General features: G+C 35.7%; 16 protein-coding genes. 13 read left to right on the forward strand and 3 right to left on the reverse strand.

Annotated elements, in window-relative coordinates; translation table 11 throughout:
- Positions 1-44: 44 nt before the first annotated feature.
- The 11 genes from OEA66_RS15840 (at position 45) to OEA66_RS15890 (ending at position 17,135) form a co-directional block, all read left to right on the forward strand.
- Positions 45-3,512 carry a beta strand repeat-containing protein gene (locus OEA66_RS15840; RefSeq protein ID WP_267282288.1) on the forward strand — a complete coding sequence of 1,156 codons (3,468 nt, stop codon included), beginning with the start codon at positions 45-47 and terminating at the stop codon, positions 3,510-3,512.
- Between the two features lie 23 nt (positions 3,513-3,535).
- Positions 3,536-4,075, forward strand: a complete 540-nt coding sequence (locus tag OEA66_RS15845; RefSeq protein WP_267282289.1) for a phage tail-like protein — start codon at positions 3,536-3,538, stop codon at positions 4,073-4,075.
- Positions 4,076-4,491: 416 nt separating this feature from the next.
- Entirely contained in the window at positions 4,492-8,313 is a 3,822-nt protein-coding gene (gene rpoB / locus OEA66_RS15850) for a DNA-directed RNA polymerase subunit beta (protein WP_267267155.1), read from the forward strand.
- 83 nt (positions 8,314-8,396) lie between these two features.
- On the forward strand, positions 8,397-12,662 hold the full coding sequence (rpoC, locus tag OEA66_RS15855) for a DNA-directed RNA polymerase subunit beta' (RefSeq protein WP_267282290.1): 4,266 nt from the start codon (positions 8,397-8,399) through the stop codon (positions 12,660-12,662).
- An 87-nt stretch (positions 12,663-12,749) separates the two neighbouring features.
- Positions 12,750-13,058: a DUF3467 domain-containing protein gene (locus OEA66_RS15860; RefSeq protein ID WP_027388013.1), complete on the forward strand. Its 309-nt coding sequence runs from the start codon at positions 12,750-12,752 to the stop codon at positions 13,056-13,058.
- Between the two features lie 165 nt (positions 13,059-13,223).
- Positions 13,224-13,874: a Crp/Fnr family transcriptional regulator gene (locus tag OEA66_RS15865; RefSeq protein ID WP_267282291.1), complete on the forward strand. Its 651-nt coding sequence runs from the start codon at positions 13,224-13,226 to the stop codon at positions 13,872-13,874.
- Positions 13,875-13,998: 124 nt separating this feature from the next.
- Positions 13,999-14,844, forward strand: a complete 846-nt coding sequence (locus tag OEA66_RS15870) for a DUF5777 family beta-barrel protein (RefSeq protein WP_267282292.1) — start codon at positions 13,999-14,001, stop codon at positions 14,842-14,844.
- A 2-nt stretch (positions 14,845-14,846) separates the two neighbouring features.
- Positions 14,847-15,197 (forward strand): hypothetical protein, encoded by a 351-nt coding sequence (locus OEA66_RS15875; RefSeq protein WP_267282293.1) that lies wholly within the window; start codon positions 14,847-14,849, stop codon positions 15,195-15,197.
- A gap of 11 nt (positions 15,198-15,208) precedes the next feature.
- Positions 15,209-15,751 carry a YceI family protein gene (locus OEA66_RS15880; RefSeq protein ID WP_267282294.1) on the forward strand — a complete coding sequence of 181 codons (543 nt, stop codon included), beginning with the start codon at positions 15,209-15,211 and terminating at the stop codon, positions 15,749-15,751.
- Positions 15,752-15,829: 78 nt separating this feature from the next.
- Positions 15,830-16,357, forward strand: coding sequence for an ankyrin repeat domain-containing protein (locus OEA66_RS15885; protein ID WP_267282295.1), 528 nt, complete (start codon positions 15,830-15,832; stop codon positions 16,355-16,357).
- 1 nt (position 16,358) lies between these two features.
- Complete coding sequence (locus OEA66_RS15890; RefSeq protein ID WP_267282296.1) at positions 16,359-17,135, forward strand: T9SS type A sorting domain-containing protein; 777 nt, start codon at positions 16,359-16,361, stop codon at positions 17,133-17,135.
- A 41-nt stretch (positions 17,136-17,176) separates the two neighbouring features.
- Here the strand turns inward: OEA66_RS15890 and OEA66_RS15895 are convergent, their stop codons facing one another.
- Positions 17,177-17,488: a YkvA family protein gene (locus tag OEA66_RS15895; RefSeq protein ID WP_267282297.1), complete on the reverse strand. Its 312-nt coding sequence runs from the start codon at positions 17,486-17,488 to the stop codon at positions 17,177-17,179.
- A gap of 341 nt (positions 17,489-17,829) precedes the next feature.
- On the opposite strand from OEA66_RS15895, the gene OEA66_RS15900 reads away from it, so the two are divergent.
- Positions 17,830-19,107 (forward strand): alkaline phosphatase family protein, encoded by a 1,278-nt coding sequence (locus tag OEA66_RS15900; protein WP_267282298.1) that lies wholly within the window; start codon positions 17,830-17,832, stop codon positions 19,105-19,107.
- A gap of 133 nt (positions 19,108-19,240) precedes the next feature.
- Here the strand turns inward: OEA66_RS15900 and OEA66_RS15905 are convergent, their stop codons facing one another.
- A complete protein-coding gene (locus OEA66_RS15905) occupies positions 19,241-20,125 on the reverse strand; it encodes an NmrA family NAD(P)-binding protein (protein ID WP_267282299.1) in 885 nt (294 codons plus the stop codon).
- 88 nt (positions 20,126-20,213) lie between these two features.
- On the opposite strand from OEA66_RS15905, the gene OEA66_RS15910 reads away from it, so the two are divergent.
- Positions 20,214-20,576, forward strand: coding sequence for a winged helix-turn-helix transcriptional regulator (locus OEA66_RS15910; RefSeq protein ID WP_267282300.1), 363 nt, complete (start codon positions 20,214-20,216; stop codon positions 20,574-20,576).
- Positions 20,577-20,836: 260 nt separating this feature from the next.
- Here the strand turns inward: OEA66_RS15910 and OEA66_RS15915 are convergent, their stop codons facing one another.
- Entirely contained in the window at positions 20,837-21,889 is a 1,053-nt protein-coding gene (locus OEA66_RS15915; RefSeq protein WP_267282301.1) for an NAD(P)-dependent alcohol dehydrogenase, read from the reverse strand.
- Positions 21,890-21,901 lie beyond the last annotated feature (12 nt).

The following is a 21,901-nucleotide window of genomic DNA, read 5'->3' on the forward strand; positions in this document are numbered from 1 at the left end:
GATGTCTCTTGAGCATCTTGCAAATGTATTTTAACTTAAATAATATGAATAAAAATATTTTTTTATTGGCAATATCTTTTGTGATGTTGTTTAATATTTCCTTATTTTCACAACAGGCTGGTAGGATTTATTTGTCATCTGCTACTACTGGAAGGGTTTACGATATTACAAATGATATTCTGGTAAACCCCTCTACAAATCCCAGAGCTTTACCCTCTCCAGTAGCTATTCCTGATGAAAGTGCGACTCCTACACGTGCAAGTAATCTTGCAATAGGTTATGATGCCGTTGCGGGAAACTCTAACTTAACATTTTTTTACTCCAATAATGCAGCAGGAAGTCAGTTGTATAAAGGTAATAATGTAACAGTAGCTGGTTCAACAAACACTGTGCAAATCGGAGGAATCGGGACAAATAATGTTATTGGTCCCTATTTTGGTTATACTTATGGCTTTGAAAGTGGTGTTAAAAGATTATATAGGGTAAATCCTACGCCTTTAGATTTGGGATTAATAAGTGGGGATACTGACTGGACTAATGGTACAGCTTTTGGTACAGATGCATTCTATGATTATCAAAATAATATTTATACTTTTATAAATAATAGTGCGGGTACTATTAGGTATTTATATAAAATTTCAATAGCAAATTTAACGGCTACAAAAGTGGTTCAATTGGTTAATAATACTTCTCCAACGACAACCGAAGGTATTCAAGGAATGGCTTATTTGAATAATACCGCATTTATAGCAAATATATCCACTCCATCGACAGGAAACTCTAGAGTTACAGTTCGCAGTATTAATATGACTAGTGGTGCAATCACAACTTTAGCCATTTATGATTTTGTGGGTAATGCGGCTAATATTGATTTGGCATCTGTTGATTATTTTCAACCTTTTACTTTTACATGTGGTTCGATTGCTTTTCAAGGCACAGGTAATTATGTGGCAGGAACACCTTCAACAAGAGTGCTTAGAATCCCTATAGGGAATATTTATACTCCAGGAACTTATACAATTAATGTAAATGGAACGGGGTTTATAAACCCTGCATATTCTGCAACTATTGGAGCTTCTGATACATTCATTGATGTGCCGGTAACCTATAACGGTACTAACGGAGGAACTGTACCTTTAACGATAGATTTAAATGGAAGTACAACAACATGTACTGTGAATGCTACTGTTATAAGTGACTCGGATGCTGATGGTATTTCAAATTCAACTGAAGGGCTTTGTGCTCAAGGTGGTTTTGAAGGATTTGATAGTCCGGCTCAAACAACAGTTAATGGTAATAATATTCAGACAAACGTTACAAACTATAACGGTTGGCAGGTCAATCTGGAAAGTGCTCAGGCGAGTCCCTTTAATATTGTTAGAGTTAACGGTGCTGGTTACTCTTCTGGTCCTATTTATGCTAATACAGGAAATCAATATTTAGACATCAATGCAACGGGAGGAACTCTTTATAGAGATTTTACATTATCATCTCCATCTGTTTTAAATGCTTCAGCTTTCTTTTCTCCGAGAGAATTAACTGGAACAACTACTTTTAATACATCTATACAAGTGGTAAGAACTTCAGATGGTGCTGTTTTGTTTTCAGGAAATCAAGTGAGTTTTAGTGCTTCTTCTCCAAAAGATACTTGGCTTGGAAGTAGTCTTACTAACGTTTCTTTACCAGCAGGTACATACAGGATTCAAATGTATATTCATAATAATGGTCATGTAGACAGTATTACTTATTGTTTTGCAACAGATACGGATGGAGACGGTATTGCCGACTATTTAGATTTAGATTCTGATAACGACGGTATTTTAGATGCTATTGAAGGAGCAACCGATACCGATACAGATGGAACTCCAAATTTTAGAGATACCGATTCTGATAATGACGGATGTCCGGATGTAATTGAAGGGGCTGCTAATTTCCAAAACGGGGCTTCATATATTACAGGAAACAGATTGAATACTACGGTAAATTCTAATGGGGTACCTGCTGTTCCTACTGGAGTAACTCCTGCAATCACAAATTATACTCAGGCTGGAGGTCAGGCAATAGGAACTTCTCAGAATACCACATTACAGGATGTTCAGTGTGCAAGTGCTTTTGGATGTACAAATGCATTGTATCTATCCCAAACAGCAACTCTTTATAATGTCGGAACGGCTACTAATCCTTTTACGTATCCTCCTGTGGGAACAGCTTCAAGTAATTATAACGCAATAGGATTAAATCCTGTAGATGGTCGTATATACGGTATGCAGGTTACAAACTCTGCCAATCTATTGGTAATAAATCCTAATGGAACTTCAATTAATTTAGGTCCGGTAACGGGTTTGCCGACTGGAGTTACATTTAATGCCGGTGAAATTGATAATTTAGGAAACTATTATGTAAAAGTAAATACAGATAATGCTGAGCTTTACAGGATAAATCTAAGTACAATGACTGCAACTTTAATTACACTTTCTGCAAGTGTTAATTTGCCGGATATTGCTTTCAGAACGACTAATGGATTTTTATATGGTATAAATTCAACTAACGGACAACTTGTTTCGATTAATCTGGCTACGGCAACGCCTACAGGAACGGTTACAGGGATAGGGATTACACCGGGAGCTGTTAATTTCGGAGCTATGTTTGCTTCAAGTACAGGTGAAATGTATGGAGTTAACAATGCGGGAGGTTTCTATCAGTTTAATCTTGTAGATGGTCAGAGAGTATTGATTTCTAATGCACCTGCAAGTTCTGCGAATGATGGAGCTCATTGTGTAACAACACCTATTGCTTTCAGTGCGGATCTTGCAATAACCAAGACAGATAATACGACAACATATACTCCGGGTACTACTACGACGTATACAATTGTTGCAAGTAACAATGGACCTTTTGGAGTATTAGGCGCAACAGTTTCAGATCCTTTGCCTACAGGTATTTCTGCTGCCAATGTCAGCTATACTGCAGTTGTAGCTGGAGGTGCGGTTACTTCTGTTTCAGGAACACAAACCGGAGCAATCAATGATGTGATAAATCTGCCTGTAAATGGTACCGTCACATATACGGTAACAGTAAGTGTACCGTTGACTTTTACTGGTAATCTAGTGAATACTGTAACAATTACAGCTCCTGCAAATAGTACAGATTCAAACACTGCTAATAACACGGCAACGGATACGGATACGCAGGCTGTGTGTTACAGGCCGGGTATTACAGGAGGTACTGTTTTAGATACAAATCACGGAATTACTTCTTTGGCAAGAGCGGGTAGTACTGCGCCAGGGAACTGGCCGATGGTGAGAAAAGGAGCGTGGACTGCTCTTGAATCTAGAACTAAAGGTTTTGTTGTAAACAGATTAACTACACAAGAGATTACACAAATTCCTGCAGCAAATTTGGTGGAAGGAATGATGGTGTACAATGTGACTTTAGATTGTCTTCAAATCAATACTACAGGTAGTCCTGCAGGCTGGGCTTGCTTTAATACACCAACATGTCCATCTAATTAATGTTTAACAAAAAAGAATTAATAATGAAATATTTATTCATAATCATACTGGCTTTTTTGTCAGGAAATGTATATTCTCAGGTAGCGATAGGTAAAACGAGTGTATCTTCACCATCAGTGTCGCTGGATTTCGGGGTTGGAAATCGTGGGATTGTTTTGCCTTGGGTAACTTCAGAGGCAAGTGTTACTAATGTAGTTAATGGTACGTTGGTTTATAATCTTGCCGATAAAAAAGTTAAAGTAAAATATGCTTCAGGCTGGAAAGATCTTTCGGTTAATACGAATGGTTCTACAGTAGATCCGGTGTCTAATATAGATGGAGCTCTCATTCAAGATAGTTCGGTTAACGAAAATACTTCTGCAAAGACGGCAATTGGAACAACTTTAAGTTCGACTCCAGGAATATTGGTTCTGGAAGATACCAATAAAGCTATGGTTTTACCTACGGTTGCAAGCCCACATCTTAACATAATTAATCCTGCACCCGGCATGATGGTGTACGATAGTTTTAACAAGGCATTAGCTGTTTATAATGGAAGATTTTGGTCTTTCTGGAGACAGTAACTGAATTGTTTTTAATAATTTAATAAACTTAACCACTTCATTTTGAAGTGGTTTTTTATTGCATATCAAAATATATATTTGTAAATTTGCAGTCTCTTTTGGCGCTAAAATTAAACATAATACAGTAATCTATTGAAAATCAACTCTTTCATTTTTTTGAAAGGGCGTTTTGTATTTTTATAGTATTTATATTTTAACCCATTAGACAAAAATAAAAATATTTTGCATTACACTGTGAAAAGATATACCAGTGTTGCAGTTAGAATTAGATTTTAAAATAAAGAATTAAGAACAAAGACCACTTCTGATAGCGCCAAACATCAAATGTCTTTTATTTTGCCTCTTTAATCTTTTAGTCTTTTTCTGATATTTTTGAATAAAAACAAAATATTTTTTAACCCTTTCTTAAAAGTTTTATGAGTAAAACAACATCAACAACTAGGGGAGTTGAGAGAATTAATTTCTCTTCGGCTAAAGGAAAAATCATCACTCCGGATTTCTTAGATATCCAGTTAGAGTCATTTAGAGATTTTTTCCAGCTAGATACACTTCCTGAGGACAGAAAGAAAGAAGGTTTGCATAAAACCTTCCAGGAAAACTTTCCTATTACCGATTCTAGAAACCAATTCGTTTTGGAATTCTTAGATTATTTGGTAGATTCACCACGTTACTCAATCGATGAGTGTGTGGAAAGAGGTTTAACGTATTCAGTTCCTCTAAAAGCTAGACTTAAATTATACTGTACAGATCCTGAACATGAAGATTTTCAGACTGTTGTACAGGATGTATATTTAGGTCCGGTTCCTTATATGACAGATAGTGGTTCTTTCATTATCAATGGAGCAGAGCGTGTTATTGTAACTCAGTTACACAGATCTCCGGGTGTATTCTTCGGACAGACTTATCACGCAAACGGAACTAAGTTGTATTATTCAAGAATTATCCCTTTCAAAGGATCTTGGATGGAATTTACAACAGATATCAACAGCGTAATGTACGCATATATCGACCGTAAGAAAAAATTACCTTTAACAACTCTATTAAGAGCTATCGGTTTCGAATCTGATAAAGATATCCTTCAGATCTTCGATCTTGCTGAAGAAGTGAAAGTTTCTAAAGCTGCCCTTAAAAAAGTAGAAGGAAGAACATTGGCTGCGAGAGTATTGAACACTTGGTTCGAGGATTTTGTAGACGAAGATACTGGTGAAGTTGTTTCTATCGAAAGAAACGAAATCATCTTAGACAGAGAAACTATTCTTGAAAAAGAACATTTAGACCTAATTCTTGATGCTGGTGTGAAATCTATTTTGATTCACAAAGAAAATTCAAACGAATTCTCTATCATCCAGAATACATTACAAAAAGACCCTACCAACTCTGAAAAAGAAGCGGTAGAATATATTTACCGTCAGTTAAGAAATGCAGATCCACCCGATGAGGAAACTGCAAGAGGAATTATCGAAAAATTGTTCTTCTCTGAGCAAAGATATTCATTAGGTGAAGTTGGACGTTACAGACTAAACAAAAAGTTAGGTCTAAACATTCCTACTACAACTGAAGTTCTTACAAAAGATGATATCATTGCGATTGTAAGACACTTAATCGAATTGGTAAACTCTAAAGCTGAGGTTGATGATATTGATCACCTTTCTAACAGAAGAATTAAAACTGTTGGTGAGCAATTAGCAGGTCAGTTCGGTGTAGGACTTTCTAGAATTGCTAGAACGATTAAGGAGAGAATGAACGTTAGAGATAACGAAATCTTTACTCCGCTTGATCTAGTTAATGCTAAAACTTTAACATCAGTAATTAATTCATTCTTTGGTACCAACCAGCTTTCTCAGTTCATGGACCAAACCAACCCACTATCAGAAATCACGCACAAGCGTAGACTTTCTGCACTAGGACCTGGAGGTTTATCAAGAGAAAGAGCAGGTTTCGAGGTTCGTGACGTTCACCATACGCACTATGGCCGTATTTGTCCGATTGAAACTCCTGAAGGACCAAACATTGGTTTGATCTCTTCTTTAGGTATTTATGCTAAAATCAATACTTTAGGTTTCATCGAAACTCCATATAGAAAAGTAAACGAAGGTACTGTAGATTTAAATGCAGATCCTATTTACTTAAATGCAGAAGATGAGGAAGATAAAGTAATTGCTCAGGCGAACGTTGAGTTAGATGATAACGGAGGATTTTTAACAGACAGAATTATTGCTCGTCTAGACGGTGATTATCCTGTGGTTGAGCCTTCTCAGGTTAATTTGATCGACGTTGCTCCAAACCAGATTTCTGGTATTTCAGCTTCGTTAATTCCATTCTTGGAACATGATGATGCGAACAGAGCGTTGATGGGATCAAACATGATGCGTCAGGCAGTTCCATTATTGAAGCCACAAGCGCCAATCGTAGGTACAGGTCTTGAGCAGCAAGTTGCTAAAGATTCTAGAATCTTGATTAACGCTGAAGGAAACGGTTTAGTTGAATACGTTGATGCTGATAAAATCATCATTAAATATGAAAGAAGTGAAGACGAAGATCTAGTATCATTCGAATCTGCTACGAAAACATATAACTTGACTAAGTTTAGAAAAACTAACCAAAGTACAACAATTACCCTAAGACCAAACGTAAGAGTAGGTGAAACAGTGGTGAAAGGACAAGTACTTTGCGACGGTTATGCTACTGAAAACGGAGAATTAGCTCTTGGTAGAAACTTGGTGGTTGCCTTCATGCCTTGGAAAGGATACAACTTTGAGGATGCAATTGTAATCAACGAAAAAGTAGTACGTGAAGACTGGTTTACTTCAATCCATGTAGATGAATATTCTCTTGAGGTTCGTGATACCAAATTAGGTATGGAAGAATTGACGGCAGATATTCCAAACGTATCTGAAGAAGCTACAAAAGATCTTGACGAGAACGGAATGATCAGAATCGGTGCTGAAGTGAAGCCTGGTGATATCATGATTGGTAAGATTACTCCAAAAGGTGAATCTGACCCGACTCCTGAAGAGAAACTTCTTAGAGCAATCTTTGGTGACAAAGCTGGTGATGTAAAAGATGCTTCATTGAAAGCAGATTCTTCATTAAGAGGTGTTGTAATCAACAAGAAATTGTTCTCTAGAAACATTAAAGATAAAAAGAAAAGAACTGAAGAAAAACTTAAGCTTGAAGAGATTGAAAACACTTACAAGGCTAAGTTTGACGAGTTAAGAAACAGTTTAATTGAAAAATTAAATACTCTTGTTAGCGGTAAAACTTCTCAGGGAGTTACCAACGATTTAGATGAAGAAATCATCGGTAAGGGTATGAAATTTACTCACAAATTGTTGACTTCAGTTGAAGACTACGTTAACGTAAGCGGTGCAGATTGGACTGTTGATAACGATAAGAATGAATTGATCAAACAATTAATTCACAACTATAAAATCAAATTCAACGATATTCAAGGAGTTAAAAACCGTGAGAAATTTGCATTGTCAATCGGTGATGAACTTCCTGCAGGGATCATGAAGTTGGCTAAAGTGTATATCGCTAAAAAACGTAAACTAAACGTTGGAGATAAAATGGCGGGTCGTCACGGTAACAAAGGGATCGTTTCGAGAATCGTTCGTGAAGAAGATATGCCATTCCTGGAAGACGGAACACCGGTAGATATCGTATTGAATCCACTTGGGGTACCTTCTCGTATGAACATCGGTCAGATCTACGAAACTGTTCTTGGATGGGCAGGTAGAAGATTAGGATTAACGTTTGCTACGCCAATCTTTGACGGTGCAACTCTTGATCAGATTACTGAGTACACTGAGAAAGCTGGAGTTCCCAAATTTGGTCACACTCACCTTTATGATGGTGGTACCGGAGAAAGATTTACACAGGCTGCAACAGTTGGTATCATCTATATGTTGAAATTAGGACACATGGTTGATGACAAAATGCACGCACGTTCTATCGGACCTTACTCATTGATTACTCAGCAGCCATTAGGAGGTAAAGCTCAGTTTGGTGGTCAGAGATTCGGAGAGATGGAGGTTTGGGCTCTTGAAGCATTTGGAGCATCCAATATCTTGAGAGAAATCCTTACTGTGAAGTCAGATGACGTGATTGGTAGAGCAAAAACTTATGAAGCGATTGCGAAAGGAGAAGCAATGCCTGAACCGGGTATTCCTGAATCTTTCAACGTGTTACTTCACGAGTTACAAGGTCTTGGATTAGACGTAAGACTAGAGGAATAATTTTAAATTTTAAATTATAATGTTGAATGGAAACATTCAAAAATTAATCTAAAATCTAAAATCTAAAATTTAAAATCTAACAAATGTCAAATAAAAATAAAACAAGTCGTTTTAATAAAATAACCATCGGTTTAGCTTCACCGGAATCTATTTTACAGGATTCTAGAGGAGAAGTTTTAAAACCGGAAACTATAAATTACAGAACGCACAAACCTGAAAGAGATGGTTTGTTCTGTGAAAAAATCTTCGGTCCTATCAAAGATTACGAATGTGCTTGTGGTAAATACAAGAGAATTCGTTACAAGGGGATCGTTTGTGACCGTTGTGGGGTAGAGGTTACGGAGAAAAAAGTACGTAGAGAAAGAATCGGACACATCGGTTTGGTTGTTCCTATTGCGCACATTTGGTATTTCCGTTCTTTACCAAACAAAATCGGTTACCTTTTGGGTATTCCTTCTAAGAAATTAGATATGATCATTTATTACGAGAGATATGTTGTTATTCAGCAAGGTATCGCTAAGAAATTAGATGGTTCTGATTTTGACGATAAAGAATTCCTTACAGAAGAAGAATACCTTGATATCATGGATACTCTTCCTGTAGAAAACCAATATCTTGACGATTCTGATCCAAACAAATTCATCGCTAAAATGGGTGCTGAAGCTGTTGAGGAATTATTAAAAAGAATTGATCTTGATGCATTATCTTTCGATTTGAGACACAAAGCTCACAACGAAGGTTCTAAGCAAAGAAGAACTGAAGCTCTAAAAAGATTAAACGTTGTAGAAGCATTGAGAGGTGCAAATACAAGAATGATCAACAGACCGGAGTGGATGATTATGCGTGTACTTCCTGTAATACCACCAGAACTAAGACCATTGGTTCCATTGGATGGAGGACGTTTCGCAACTTCTGACTTAAATGACCTTTACAGAAGAGTAATTATCAGAAACAACCGTTTGAAGAGATTATTGGAGATCAAAGCTCCTGAAGTAATCTTGAGAAACGAGAAGCGTATGCTTCAGGAATCTGTAGATTCATTGTTTGATAATACAAGAAAATCTTCTGCAGTAAAATCTGAATCAAACAGACCATTGAAATCACTTTCAGATTCATTGAAAGGTAAGCAAGGTCGTTTCCGTCAGAACTTATTAGGGAAAAGGGTAGATTACTCTGCGCGTTCGGTAATTGTTGTAGGTCCAAACTTGCAGCTTCACGAATGTGGTATTCCTAAAGATATGGCAGCTGAACTTTACAAACCGTTTATCATCAGAAAACTGATCGAAAGAGGAATTGTAAAAACAGTAAAATCTGCAAAGAGAATTATTGATAGAAAAGAACCTGTAGTATATGATATCTTAGAAGGTGTAATGAAAGGTCATCCTGTTTTACTAAACAGAGCGCCTACTTTGCACAGACTGGGTATTCAGGCTTTCCAACCTAAGATGATCGAAGGTAAGGCAATCCAATTACACCCGTTGGTAACAACAGCATTCAACGCCGATTTTGATGGTGACCAGATGGCGGTACACTTACCATTGGGTCCGGAAGCGATTTTGGAAGCTCAGTTATTGATGTTAGGTTCTCAGAATATTTTGAACCCGGCAAACGGTTCTCCAATTACAGTACCATCTCAGGACATGGTTCTTGGTCTTTATTTCATGACCAAAGAATTAAGCTCTACAGATGATATGAAAGTATTGGGTGAAGGTCTTGCATTCTATTCTCCGGAAGAAGCGGAAATCGCTTATGCGGAAGGTAGAGTTTCATTGAACGCTAAAGTAAGATGTAGACTTCCAATCAAAGAAAACGGTGAAATCACTACGAAATTAACCGAAACTTCTGTTGGTAGAATCTTATTTAACCAGATCGTTCCTAAGCAGTCAGGATATATTAATGAACTTCTTACTAAGAAATCATTGAGAAACGTTATTGGTAAAGTACTTGCTGATACAGACTTCCCTACCACTGTGAAGTTCTTGGATGCAATGAAAGACTTAGGGTATTCAAATGCATTCAAAGGAGGTCTTTCGTTCTCATTAGGTGACATCGTAGTTCCTGTTGAGAAAAAGAAAATGATCGCAACATCTATTGAAACTGTTGACGAAATTAGAGCCAACTATAACATGGGTCTAATTACCGATACAGAAAGATATAACCAGGTAATCGACGTTTGGACAAATACCAACGCAGGATTAACTGAAATGATCATGAGCAGAATGAAAGTTGACCAAGGTGGATTCAATTCTGTATACATGATGCTTGATTCTGGAGCAAGGGGTTCTAAGGAACAGATCCGTCAGTTATCAGGGATGAGAGGTTTGATGGCAAAACCGCAGAAAGCTGGTTCTACCGGTGCAGAAATTATTGAAAACCCGATTCTTGCAAACTTTAAGGAAGGTCTTTCAATCTTAGAATACTTTATCTCTACTCACGGTGCTCGTAAAGGTCTTGCGGATACCGCTCTTAAGACTGCCGATGCGGGTTACTTAACGAGAAGATTGGTAGATGTTGCACAAGATGTTATCGTTACAGAAACTGATTGTGGAACTTTAAGAGGTACAGAAGTTACTGCACTTAAGAAAAATGACGAGATTGTTGAAAAAATCTCTGAAAGAATCTTAGGTAGAGTTTCTTTACATAATATTTATGATCCTGAAACTGATGAAATCATCGCTGAAGCTGATCAGGTAATTACTGAGCAATTAGCGAAAAGAATTGAAGAAGTAGGATTAGAAGCAGTTGAAGTACGTTCTCCATTAACTTGTGAAACTAAAAAAGGTATCTGTGCTAAATGTTACGGTAGAAACTTAGCAACAGGTAAAATGATTCACATGGGTGAGGCTGTAGGTGTTATCGCTGCACAATCAATTGGTGAACCGGGAACTCAGCTTACATTGAGAACTTTCCACCAAGGGGGGGTATCTACAAACGTTTCAGAAAACCCTTCTATTGTTGCAAGAAGAGATGGTATCGTAGAATTGGATGAGGTAAGAACAATTACTTCAGAAGACGAAAACGGTAATACTGCAGAAGTAGTAGTATCTCGTACAACAGAATTTAGATTGGTTGCTGATAACGAAGCGAGAACTCCGTTAATGGTTGCTAACGTACCTTATGGTGCTATATTATCTGTAAAATCAGGTGATAAAGTGAGCAAAGGTGATTTAATCTGTAAATGGGATGCGTATAACGCGGTAATCATTGCAGAAACTGCTGGTAAAGTAGAATACGAGGATATTATCCAGGGTATTTCATTCCAGTTGGAAATTGACGAAGCTACAGGATTTGAAGAAAAAGTAATCTCTGAATCTAGAAATAAGAAAGCCGTACCTACTTTGAAGGTGGTAGATTCTAAAGGAGTTGAGCAGAAAGGTTACAACTTACCGGTAGGAGCCCACTTAATGGTAAACGATGGTGAAAAAATTAAGGCTGGTAAAATCTTAATCAAAATCCCAAGAAAAGCTGCAAAGACAGGGGATATCACCGGAGGTCTTCCGAGAGTTACCGAATTATTCGAAGCAAGAAACCCATCTAATCCGGCTGTAGTTACAGAGATTGACGGTGTAGTTTCTTACGGAAAAATCAAAAGAGGTAACCGTGAATTGATCGTTGAAGCTAAAACTGGTGAGAGAAAAATTTATTTAGTTAAATTATCAAACCAAATCTTAGTACAGGAGAATGACTTCGTGAGAGCAGGTTCGCCACTTTCTGACGGGTCAGTTACTCCAGACGATATCTTGAAGATCAAAGGGCCAACTGCGGTTCAGGAATATTTAGTAAATGAAATTCAGGAAGTTTACCGTCTACAAGGGGTGAAAATTGATGATAAGCATTTCGAAATCATTGTAAGACAGATGATGACGAAAGTATCAATCGTTGATGGAGGTGATACTCAGTTCCTTGAAGCTGCTCTTGAGCACAAATACGATTTCTTAATTGAAAACAACAGAGTATTTGGCCTTAAAGTAGTTACAGATGCTGGAGATTCTAAAGCTTTCCAACCAGGACAGATGATTACTACAAAAGAATTGAGAGACGAAAACTCTAAACTGAAGCGTGAAGATCAGGCTTTAGTTGAAGTAAGAGACGCTTTACCTGCAACAGCAACACCTGTATTGCAAGGTATTACAAGAGCGGCTCTACAGACTAAGTCATTCATGTCTGCAGCATCGTTCCAGGAAACTACGAAAGTTCTAAACGAAGCAGCAGTAGCTGGTAAAGTAGATAGCTTGAACGGTCTTAAAGAAAATGTAATTGTAGGACACAGAATTCCAGCAGGTACAGGTCTTAAAGAGTATCAAAACGTAATCGTAGGCTCTAAGAAAGAATTCGAAGACCTTAACTAAAATTAATGAATTGAAATTTGAGATTTGAATTTATTTTTATATTTTCACAATCTCAAATTTTAATTTTAAAAAAAATAATTTATACAAATGGACAATCAAAATCAAAACAACGATCCAAACAACATCAACATCCAACTTAACGAAATGGTAGCTTCAGGGGTTTATTGCAACCTTGCTTTAGTAAACCATTCTCCTTCTGAGTTTGTTGTAGATTTCATCCAACTTATGCCGGGTGTACAACAAGCAAACGTAAGATCAAGAGTAATCTTGGCTCCTCTTCACGCTAAGAGAGTTCTTACTGCTCTTCAGCAAAACATTACAAACTACGAACAACAATTTGGTGAAATCAAAGAAGTTGAACCTTTCGTATTAGGTGGTAACAACGTAAACGCATAAGATTTTCTTATCATACATAAGAATGCCTCGGTGAAAACTGAGGCATTTTGTTTTTTATGACTTATTAATTTAATCTTATTATACTTAAATCAATAAACTTTTAAATAAAAATGTAATACAGATTATTCAATTGTATATCTTTGTTTTTGGATATGATTCAACAAAATGGTAAATAATCAGTTTATTTTAAATAAATTTGGCTCTCTTGGTAGTGATTTTTTAATTGAACTTCAAAAACATGCTATAACTTCTGAGATTAAAGCTAAAACCGAGATTGTAAGAGAAGGGCAGAAGAATAAATTTGTCCCATTTTTGATAAAAGGTTCTGTAAAAGTTTATTCTTTAAATGATGGTAGAGAACTTATTTATTATTACATGAGACCAAATGATAGCTGTCTGATGACATTTTCGTCAATTTTTTCAGATTATACCAGTAGAATTTATGCGGTTGCAGAAGAAGATTCTGAAGTATTGCTAATTCCGGTTTCTGCCATTCATGAATGGCTGATAAAATTCCCGCAGATCAACAGACTTTTTTATGGCGAATATGAAAAACGATTCGTCGATGTCATGAATATGGTGAATGATGCAGTCTTTCACAAATTAGATAAAAGAGTTTTAAATTATATCAAACAACAGATTTCCATTACCGGAAACAATCCTGTTAAACTTACTCATAAGGAAATTGCCAATAATTTGGGGACTTCGAGAGAAGTTGTAAGCAGAGTTTTGAAAAAAGTGGAGAACGAAGGCGAAATTATCCAGACTAAAGAAGGAATAAAAATTCCTGTAAATGAAAATGTTAGAATAGACTAATAAATATTATTCAATATTTTTAACAATCTTATTGATAAAAACAATTCACTCGGTGACTTTTATCACCAAATTTTAGAATCAGAAGTCTATAAGTTTGTCATACGAATTTTAAATAATTATGTGTATGACAAAAACTCTCCTTTTTTTGTCAATGTTTGCTTCAGGTTTTGCCTTTTCTCAGGAAGACCTTTTGAAAGATATTGACACCATTCAAACAAAAAACACCGAAATTTCACCGCCCGCTTTTAAAGCGCTTCAGATTGTCACGGGTCAGTCAACAAAACTTACTGCAAAAAACGAATGGTACATTGTTGTAGCACACCGTTTTGGAGATGTAAGCAAAGGTTTCAAAGATTTCTTTGGATTAGATGATGCTTCAACAAAATTGGGGGTAATCTATGGCGTAACCGATGGACTTTCATTAAGTCTTTCCAGAGAAACCAATCAGAAAACTTTTGAAGGCGGTGCGAAGTACAAATTAATTAAACAAAGCGAAAATTTTCCGGTTGATGTTGTTGGCTACAACGTAATGGCGGTAAATACAGACCTCAGCAAAGACAATTACCCGGGTCTGAAATTCGGGGATCGACTTTCTTATCTTACTCAGGCTTTAATTTCAAGAAGATTCAATGAAAATTTTTCTTTACAGTTAACGCCTTCGTATGTTCACAAAAACTTGTACGAACCGATGATTGAAGATGAAAATCAGTTCTTCACAGGTTTAGGCGGCCGTTATAAAATTTCTAAAAGAATTTCTATTAATGCCGAATATTTTGTGAATTTTGACAGTCACAGTTTCTACAAAAATCCTTTATCAATCGGGATGGATTTAGAAACCGGGGGACACGTGTTCCAGCTTTTATTTAGCAATTCCCAATTAAATTCAGACATTGGTTATCTCACAAATGCTTCCGGAAAATGGGAGAAAGGGCAGATTTTCTTTGGGTTTAATCTTTATAGAGTTTTTTAATTATGAAAAAATTGATGTATTTAATTTCATCGGCAGTTGTATTGGTTGCTTGTGAAAGCAGAACCTATGAAGAAATCTCAGACAAAACCGCGGTTGCAGAATTGGTGACGTATAATAAAGATGTGAAACCGATAATTGATGCAAATTGTATCAGCTGTCATTCAGCGGGAGGTTCAGCCTCATTTCAACCTTGGACAAATTATTCCCAGGTTAAAAATAATATCGACAATATTATCAACCGAATCAGCAGACCAACCGGGGATCCTCTGAAAATGCCTCAAGGCGGAAGTTTATCACCTTCTCAAATCACTATTATCACAAAATGGAAAGCCGATGGACTTTCTGAAAATTAAAAGAATTAAATATGAAAAATCTTGTATTATTAATTGTCACATTAGGTTTTGTAAACATTGTTTCTGCTCAGAAATATTCTACTAAAACAGGTAAAGTAACGTTTGAAGCGTCGGTACCTTTATTTGAAGATGTTTTTGCTCAGGATGATGGCAATATTGCCGTTATTAATGCTGATAACGGAGATTTTGCTTCTGTTTCTGCAGTTAAAAATTTTCATTTTAAAGTGAAACTAATGGAAGAGCATTTTAATGAAAATTATGCTGAAACTGCAAAGTATCCTAAGACTACTTTTAAAGGTAAGATTGTAAATTTTGATAAAGGGAAACTTACTGCTTCGCCTCAGAAATATACTGTTCAGGGAACTTTAAATTTTCATGGAGTAGACAAAGAGGTAAATTCTACAGCTACAATCTACACTAAAGACGGGAAAATTTATATGCAAGGAGCTTTTGTAGCAAGACCTGCAGATTTTAAAGTGACTATTCCTAAAATGGTAATGAAAAAAGTTGCTGAAAATGTAAATGTTGAGTACAATTATATACTTTCGAAATAATGAAAATTGCCATGATTTTCAGATATAAATACTGAAGAGGAATAACCTATGACAAATAAAACCAATAAATATCTACATATGAAAAAGATATTTTTTATTCTAAATCTTATTCTGGGTTTTACAATTATGTCGGCTCAGGAAAAGTCAAAATCTATTTTTGATATTGCAAGAAGCGGAACTGTAGCTGAAGTAAAAGAACTGATGAAGCAGAATCCGGATGTGATTAACGAGACCAACGAAAGTGGTTTTACGCCATTAATTTTGGCTTGTTACCGAAGTAATATGGAAGTTGCTAAATTTCTAATCGACAATGTGAAAGATGTAAATTATAAAAGCAGCGAAGGAACTGCTCTTGCAGGTCTTGCTGTGAAATATAACAGAGATTTGGTAGAACAGTTATTAAATAAAAAAGCGAATCCGAATATTGTAGATTCTACAGGTTCTACACCTTTGTTTTGGGCGGTAAAATTCGGAAATACAGAATTGGTAGAATTATTATTGGCGCATAAAGCCGATAAATCCATTAAAGATTCACAGGGAATGACTCCTTTTGAATATGCTTTACAGACAAACAATAAAGACATTATCAACTTATTAAAAAATTAAAATGAAAAAAGTTTTATTAGCTTTAAGCGTGGTATTTGCAAATTTTGCAATGGCACAGTTTACAACAGGAACAGTGAATCTCGGATCTACCGGAATGACTGTAAAATTAGATACTTCTGCAACTTTGGCAACCTTAACTCTTACCGGTGCAGATACTTCTTATTTAGGAATCGGATTTGGCGGAACAGGTTCTTCAGGAGGAATGGGAAGCGGTGTGGATGGATTTATTTATAATTCACTTTCTACAACCAATACAAATTTAGACTATACTTTTGCGGGGGTAGGTTCTACACCAAATGCAGATACAACACAGGATTGGACGGTTACTTCTAATACCGTAGCTTCAGGAACGAGAACAATTGTTGCTACAAGAACTCTTGCAGGAGGAAGTGGAGATACAGCTTTTACAAATACCAATAGCACTGTCAATATTTTCTTTGCAAAAGGACCAAATACTACTTTAGCAAATAATTATCATGGAGGTAGCAATCGCGGATATGCAATGTTGACGAGATCGGCATCTTTAGGAACAAGCGATTTAGCATTAGAAAACAAAAAAGTTTCTCTATATCCAAATCCTGCAAAGGAAACGGTTAGTTTTAAAAATGCAGATAGAATAAAATCCGTTGATATTTATGAATCTACAGGAAGAAAAGTAAAATCAGTAAAAATGGAAGGAGAAAATATCAGTGTTTCTGATTTAAAATCTGGAAATTATTATTTTGGAATTACATTAAAAGACGGTTCTACAGCTTATCAACAATTGATTAAAGAATAATTGAAAGCCACTGAAAAGTGGCTTTTTTTGATTTTAAAATATTATTTAAATAAATTATAAATAGTAATTCCCAATAATCCTAATACTAAAATTAATATACCTCCCAAAATCCACAGCATCCATTTTAAGATACCTATTATTTTTGCTAAGGATGTATTAGTATCGTTAGTAAATGCTTGTATAACATGTAATATAGCTCCACCAGTTACTCCTAAATCATCCACCCAACCAGCAATAGGAATAACATCTGGAATAGCATCCACCGGACTAATTCCATACAACACTCCTAAAATTCCAACAATAATTGGAAGAGTTTTATTCGATTTTTCTACAATATCTAATTTCTTTTCCATAGACTTTATTCTGATATATATTAATTCCGTTTTCATTTGTAAAAACCTTAACGTTTTTTTTATTTATAGCAATATCCTATTTGATCATAAAATTATTTGACTCATATTTGATTTTAATCAATAAATATAAACGCTTCTCAGACAAACTACGGTTAAGTAGAAAGCTATTTAAATGTCTTTGCTAAACTAAATAAACGCCGCTGATTTTTTTTACGGGTTACCGTAACTGGGCTAAATTTTTAATTTAAACGATATTATAATTTGTAATAACTTAATTCTTTTTTAATTCTTGATTTTTTCAGCTGTCACTATTAGAACTTACCTTTGCAAAAATTTTTACAATGAAGAAGATATTGGCATTTTTAATGATAATTGTTTCACTTACAATCTTTGCTCAAAAAGGAACAGTTGATACCGCCCAAATCATAATTCCTAATCGATACAATAATGCTGAAGCAAAGTCAAAACCTTACGTGATTATGATTTCCGCAGACGGTTTTAGATATGATTATGCTAAAAAATACAATGCCCAAAATCTTTTAAAATATTCAGGTCAGGGAATTCAGGCTAAAGCCATGATTCCGAGTTATCCAAGCATCACTTTTCCAAATCACTGGAGTTTGATGACCGGATTATATCCTGCTCATCATGGTTTGGTAGATAATTTTTTTTATGATTACAAATTGAAGAAGAACTACGCCATGAACAAAAAAGAAATTGTAGAAGATGGAAGCTGGTACGGCGGAACTCCACTTTGGACGTTAGCTGAAAAACAAGGAATGATCAGCGCATCCATACAGTGGGTAGGTTCTGCTAGTGAAGCTGGTGGAAAAAGGCCAACCTATTATTATCCCTATCACGAAAAATTTACACCTTTAGAAAAAGTGGATAAGGTTGTCAATTGGTTAAAACTTCCTGAAGATCAAAGACCACATTTTATTTCAATGTATTTTCCGGAAGTTGATGGAAGCGGGCATCATTTCGGACCGGATACAAAAGAAACCGAAAAAGCAGTTCATCTGGTTGATAATGCAATCGGTGAATTGGTTCAGAAAGTAAATGATTTAGGTTTAAAAAATGTGAATTTCATCTTCGTTTCAGATCACGGGATGATTCAGGTTGACGGTGGAAATCCTTTAGAAATTCCTGCGATGCTTTTTGATAAAAAAAGATTTGATTTTTATAATTCGCAGACTCTTTTGAGAGTTTATGTGAAAAATCCTGTGGAAGTAAAAACTGTTTTTAAAGAGCTAAAAGCAAATAAGACGAATGGTTATGAAGTTTATTTAGATAAAAAATTGCCTAAATATCTTCATTTTGCCACGAGAGATGATCAATACAATAGGATAGGGCAGATTCTTCTGATTCCGAAAGCTCCAAAAGTATTTTTAGAAAAAGACCAAAAAACCTCTTTAGGAAAACATGGGTATGATCCAAAATGGGTTCCCGAAATGAAAGCTACATTTTTTGCATGGGGATCTGAGTTTAAAAATAATCTGATCATCGATGAATTTTCTAATATCAATGTTTATCCGTTGGTCGCTAAGATTTTAGGTTTAAAATTGGAAAACAAAATCGACGGAAAGCTGAAAATACTAAAAGAAACTTTAAAAAAATAAAAGTACCAACGGTACGACCTAACAAAGGATAGAATAAAATCCTATCAACAAAATTGATATTGCAGTAACCATTTTCGGCGAGCCAAAGGCTCGCCGAAAATGGTTCAAGAGAAAAGAAAACAAAAGAAATAAATTAAGAATTAAATTTACTAGCAAATTCTTTTGCAAAATCCTCCAACTTAACCTTTCCATTCACAACAGAACCATGCTCAATAAAATCTTTCTGAACTACACCTTTTCTTATTCCTAATCCCATTTCGGTATATAATTCTGCCATATCTTGTGGAAGTCCTGCTTGGAGCATTCCGTTTAAAGAATCTTCATCTTTAAATTCTACCCACGGAAGTTCTGGTTTTCCAATCGCATTTCCAAAAACTTTAGCAAAATCTGAAGCAGGACGAATGTCACTTACAATATATTCAACATTTTTGCCTTCCGAATTTTTAACCAATTCTTTTGCCGCAGCTTTCGCAATTTCAGTGGGATGAACTAATGGAATGATTGCTGTTTCAGGGAAATTAGCTCCGATAATTCCGGCATTTTTAATTAATGGAATATCATTTAAGAAATTCAGATAAAAATATCCAGCTCTTAAAAAAGTTACAGACTTATTTTCCAATTCATTGTAGAATTTTTCAATGAAGTGTAGACTTTTTATTGGTCCGTTTTCAATAGGAGATTCTACTCCGATACTGCTTAACATTACAACTTTCTTAACACCACTTTGTTTAATTGCTTCGGCATAATTTTTACCTGCATTGATTGTATTTTCTACAATATTAATTCCACCCATATTGGGAGGCGTCATTAGAAATGCGGCATCTGCTCCTTCAAATGTTTTAATTAAAAAATCTAAATCTGTGATAGAACCAATTGCTGGTTTTGCGCCCAAATTTTCAATTTCATTTCTCTTAGAATCATTACTGCTGACAACTGTGATTTTGTGGCCTTCTTTAATTAATTGCTGGGCTAATGGTTTTGCAACGTTCCCTAAAGAACCTGTAATAATAATTTTCATAAGTAAATATTTTTTTTGTTGTTATTTCTGAGAACAAAGGTATATTTGTACTTACTTTTATACAAGTACTTACCCTAAAGTATGTAACATGACAGCCATTAAAGAAAGCTCTACCATTCAGCAGAATAAAAAATATGCACTCGATCTTTGTCCGGTTACCTACGTGATGGAAAAAATCGGTGGATTTTGGAAGCCTATTATTTTATATCATCTTTCAAACCGAGATAAAAGATATAGTGAATTAAAGCGTGCAATTCCTGCTGTGACAGAAAAAATGCTCATCCAGCATTTAAAACAATTAGAAAACGATGGATTAGTAATAAGAACTGCAAAATCTGTCGTTCCACCTCACGTAACATATAACTTAAGCGAATCAGGGAAAGGTTTAATTCCCGTTATTCATGCAATGGCAGAATGGGCTTTCAAAGAAATGGAGAGAGATAAATTATAAGAATTACAATTCCCCTTCTCTGGAGGGGTGGATTTTTGCGAAAGCAAAAAGACGGGGTAGTTAAAATACATTCTGAAAATCACTTCAAATTTATAAATGTATTTCTCACTTACATTATCAATAGGAGGGGCTTTAGCTCATTATTAATGTATTCCAATTAATTAAGGCTTAAGCCAAAACCTAAAAAGACACTTAAATTCTTCACAAAAAAAGACTCTCCAAAAAATGAAGAGTCTTAATTTATAAATTAGAATTGAAAATTACAGAGACTGCATATCAATCACAAAACGATATCTCACATCGCTTTTCAGCATTCTTTCGTAAGCCTCGTTGATTTCCTGCATTTTGATGATTTCAATTTCGGAAACGATGTTGTGTTCTCCACAGAAATCAAGCATTTCCTGAGTTTCGGCAATACCACCGATCACAGATCCTGCCACAGATTTTCTTCCCATAATCATCGGAACAGTATTGATAATATTTTCCAGATCACCTAAATATCCCACCAAAACATGAGTTCCATTGATATTTAAAGTCGAGATGTAAGGATTTACATCATGATCGTAAGGAACGGTGTCGATAATTAAATCAAATTTTCCTTTTACAGAATCCATTTGAGAATTATCTGTAGAAATTACAACGTGATCGGCTCCTAATTTTTTTGCGTCTTCAGTTTTTCCAGGAGTTCTTGAGAATAAAGTAACTTCAGCACCCAAACCTTTAGCAAGTTTAATCGCCATGTGTCCCAAACCACCTAAACCAACAACAGCAACTTTAGAATTTGGTCCAACGTTCCAGTGTCTTAACGGCGACCAGGTTGTAATTCCGGCACAAAGAAGGGGTGCAACGGCTGCCAAATCTAAGTTTTCTGGAATTCTCAACACGTGATTAGCATCTACAACAACTTTCTGAGAATATCCACCGAAAGTGTGCCCTCCCAAATGCTCATCTTTACCGTTATAAGTTCCTACAAATCCTGTCTGGCAGTATTGTTCAAGATCTTGTTTGCAGCTTTCACACGTTCCGCAAGAATCTACAATACAACCAACTCCTGCTAAATCTCCAACTTTGAATTTAGAAACTTCGCTTCCTACTTTGGTGATTCTCCCAACAATTTCGTGTCCGGGTACAGCAGGATATTTTGTTCCGCCCCAATCGTTTCTTGCCGTGTGAAGATCTGAGTGACAAACACCACAAAATAGAATTTCTATTTCTACGTCTTTTGGTGTTGCTTCTCTTCTTTCGATATTCATTTCTTTTAAGTCGGCTTCCTTAGATTCCGTACCGTAAGCTTTTACTGAGTATGTGTTCATTTTTTAATTTTA

Origin of the sequence: Chryseobacterium luquanense, assembly GCF_026460945.1 — a bacterium.
Classification (GTDB): domain Bacteria; phylum Bacteroidota; class Bacteroidia; order Flavobacteriales; family Weeksellaceae; genus Chryseobacterium; species Chryseobacterium luquanense.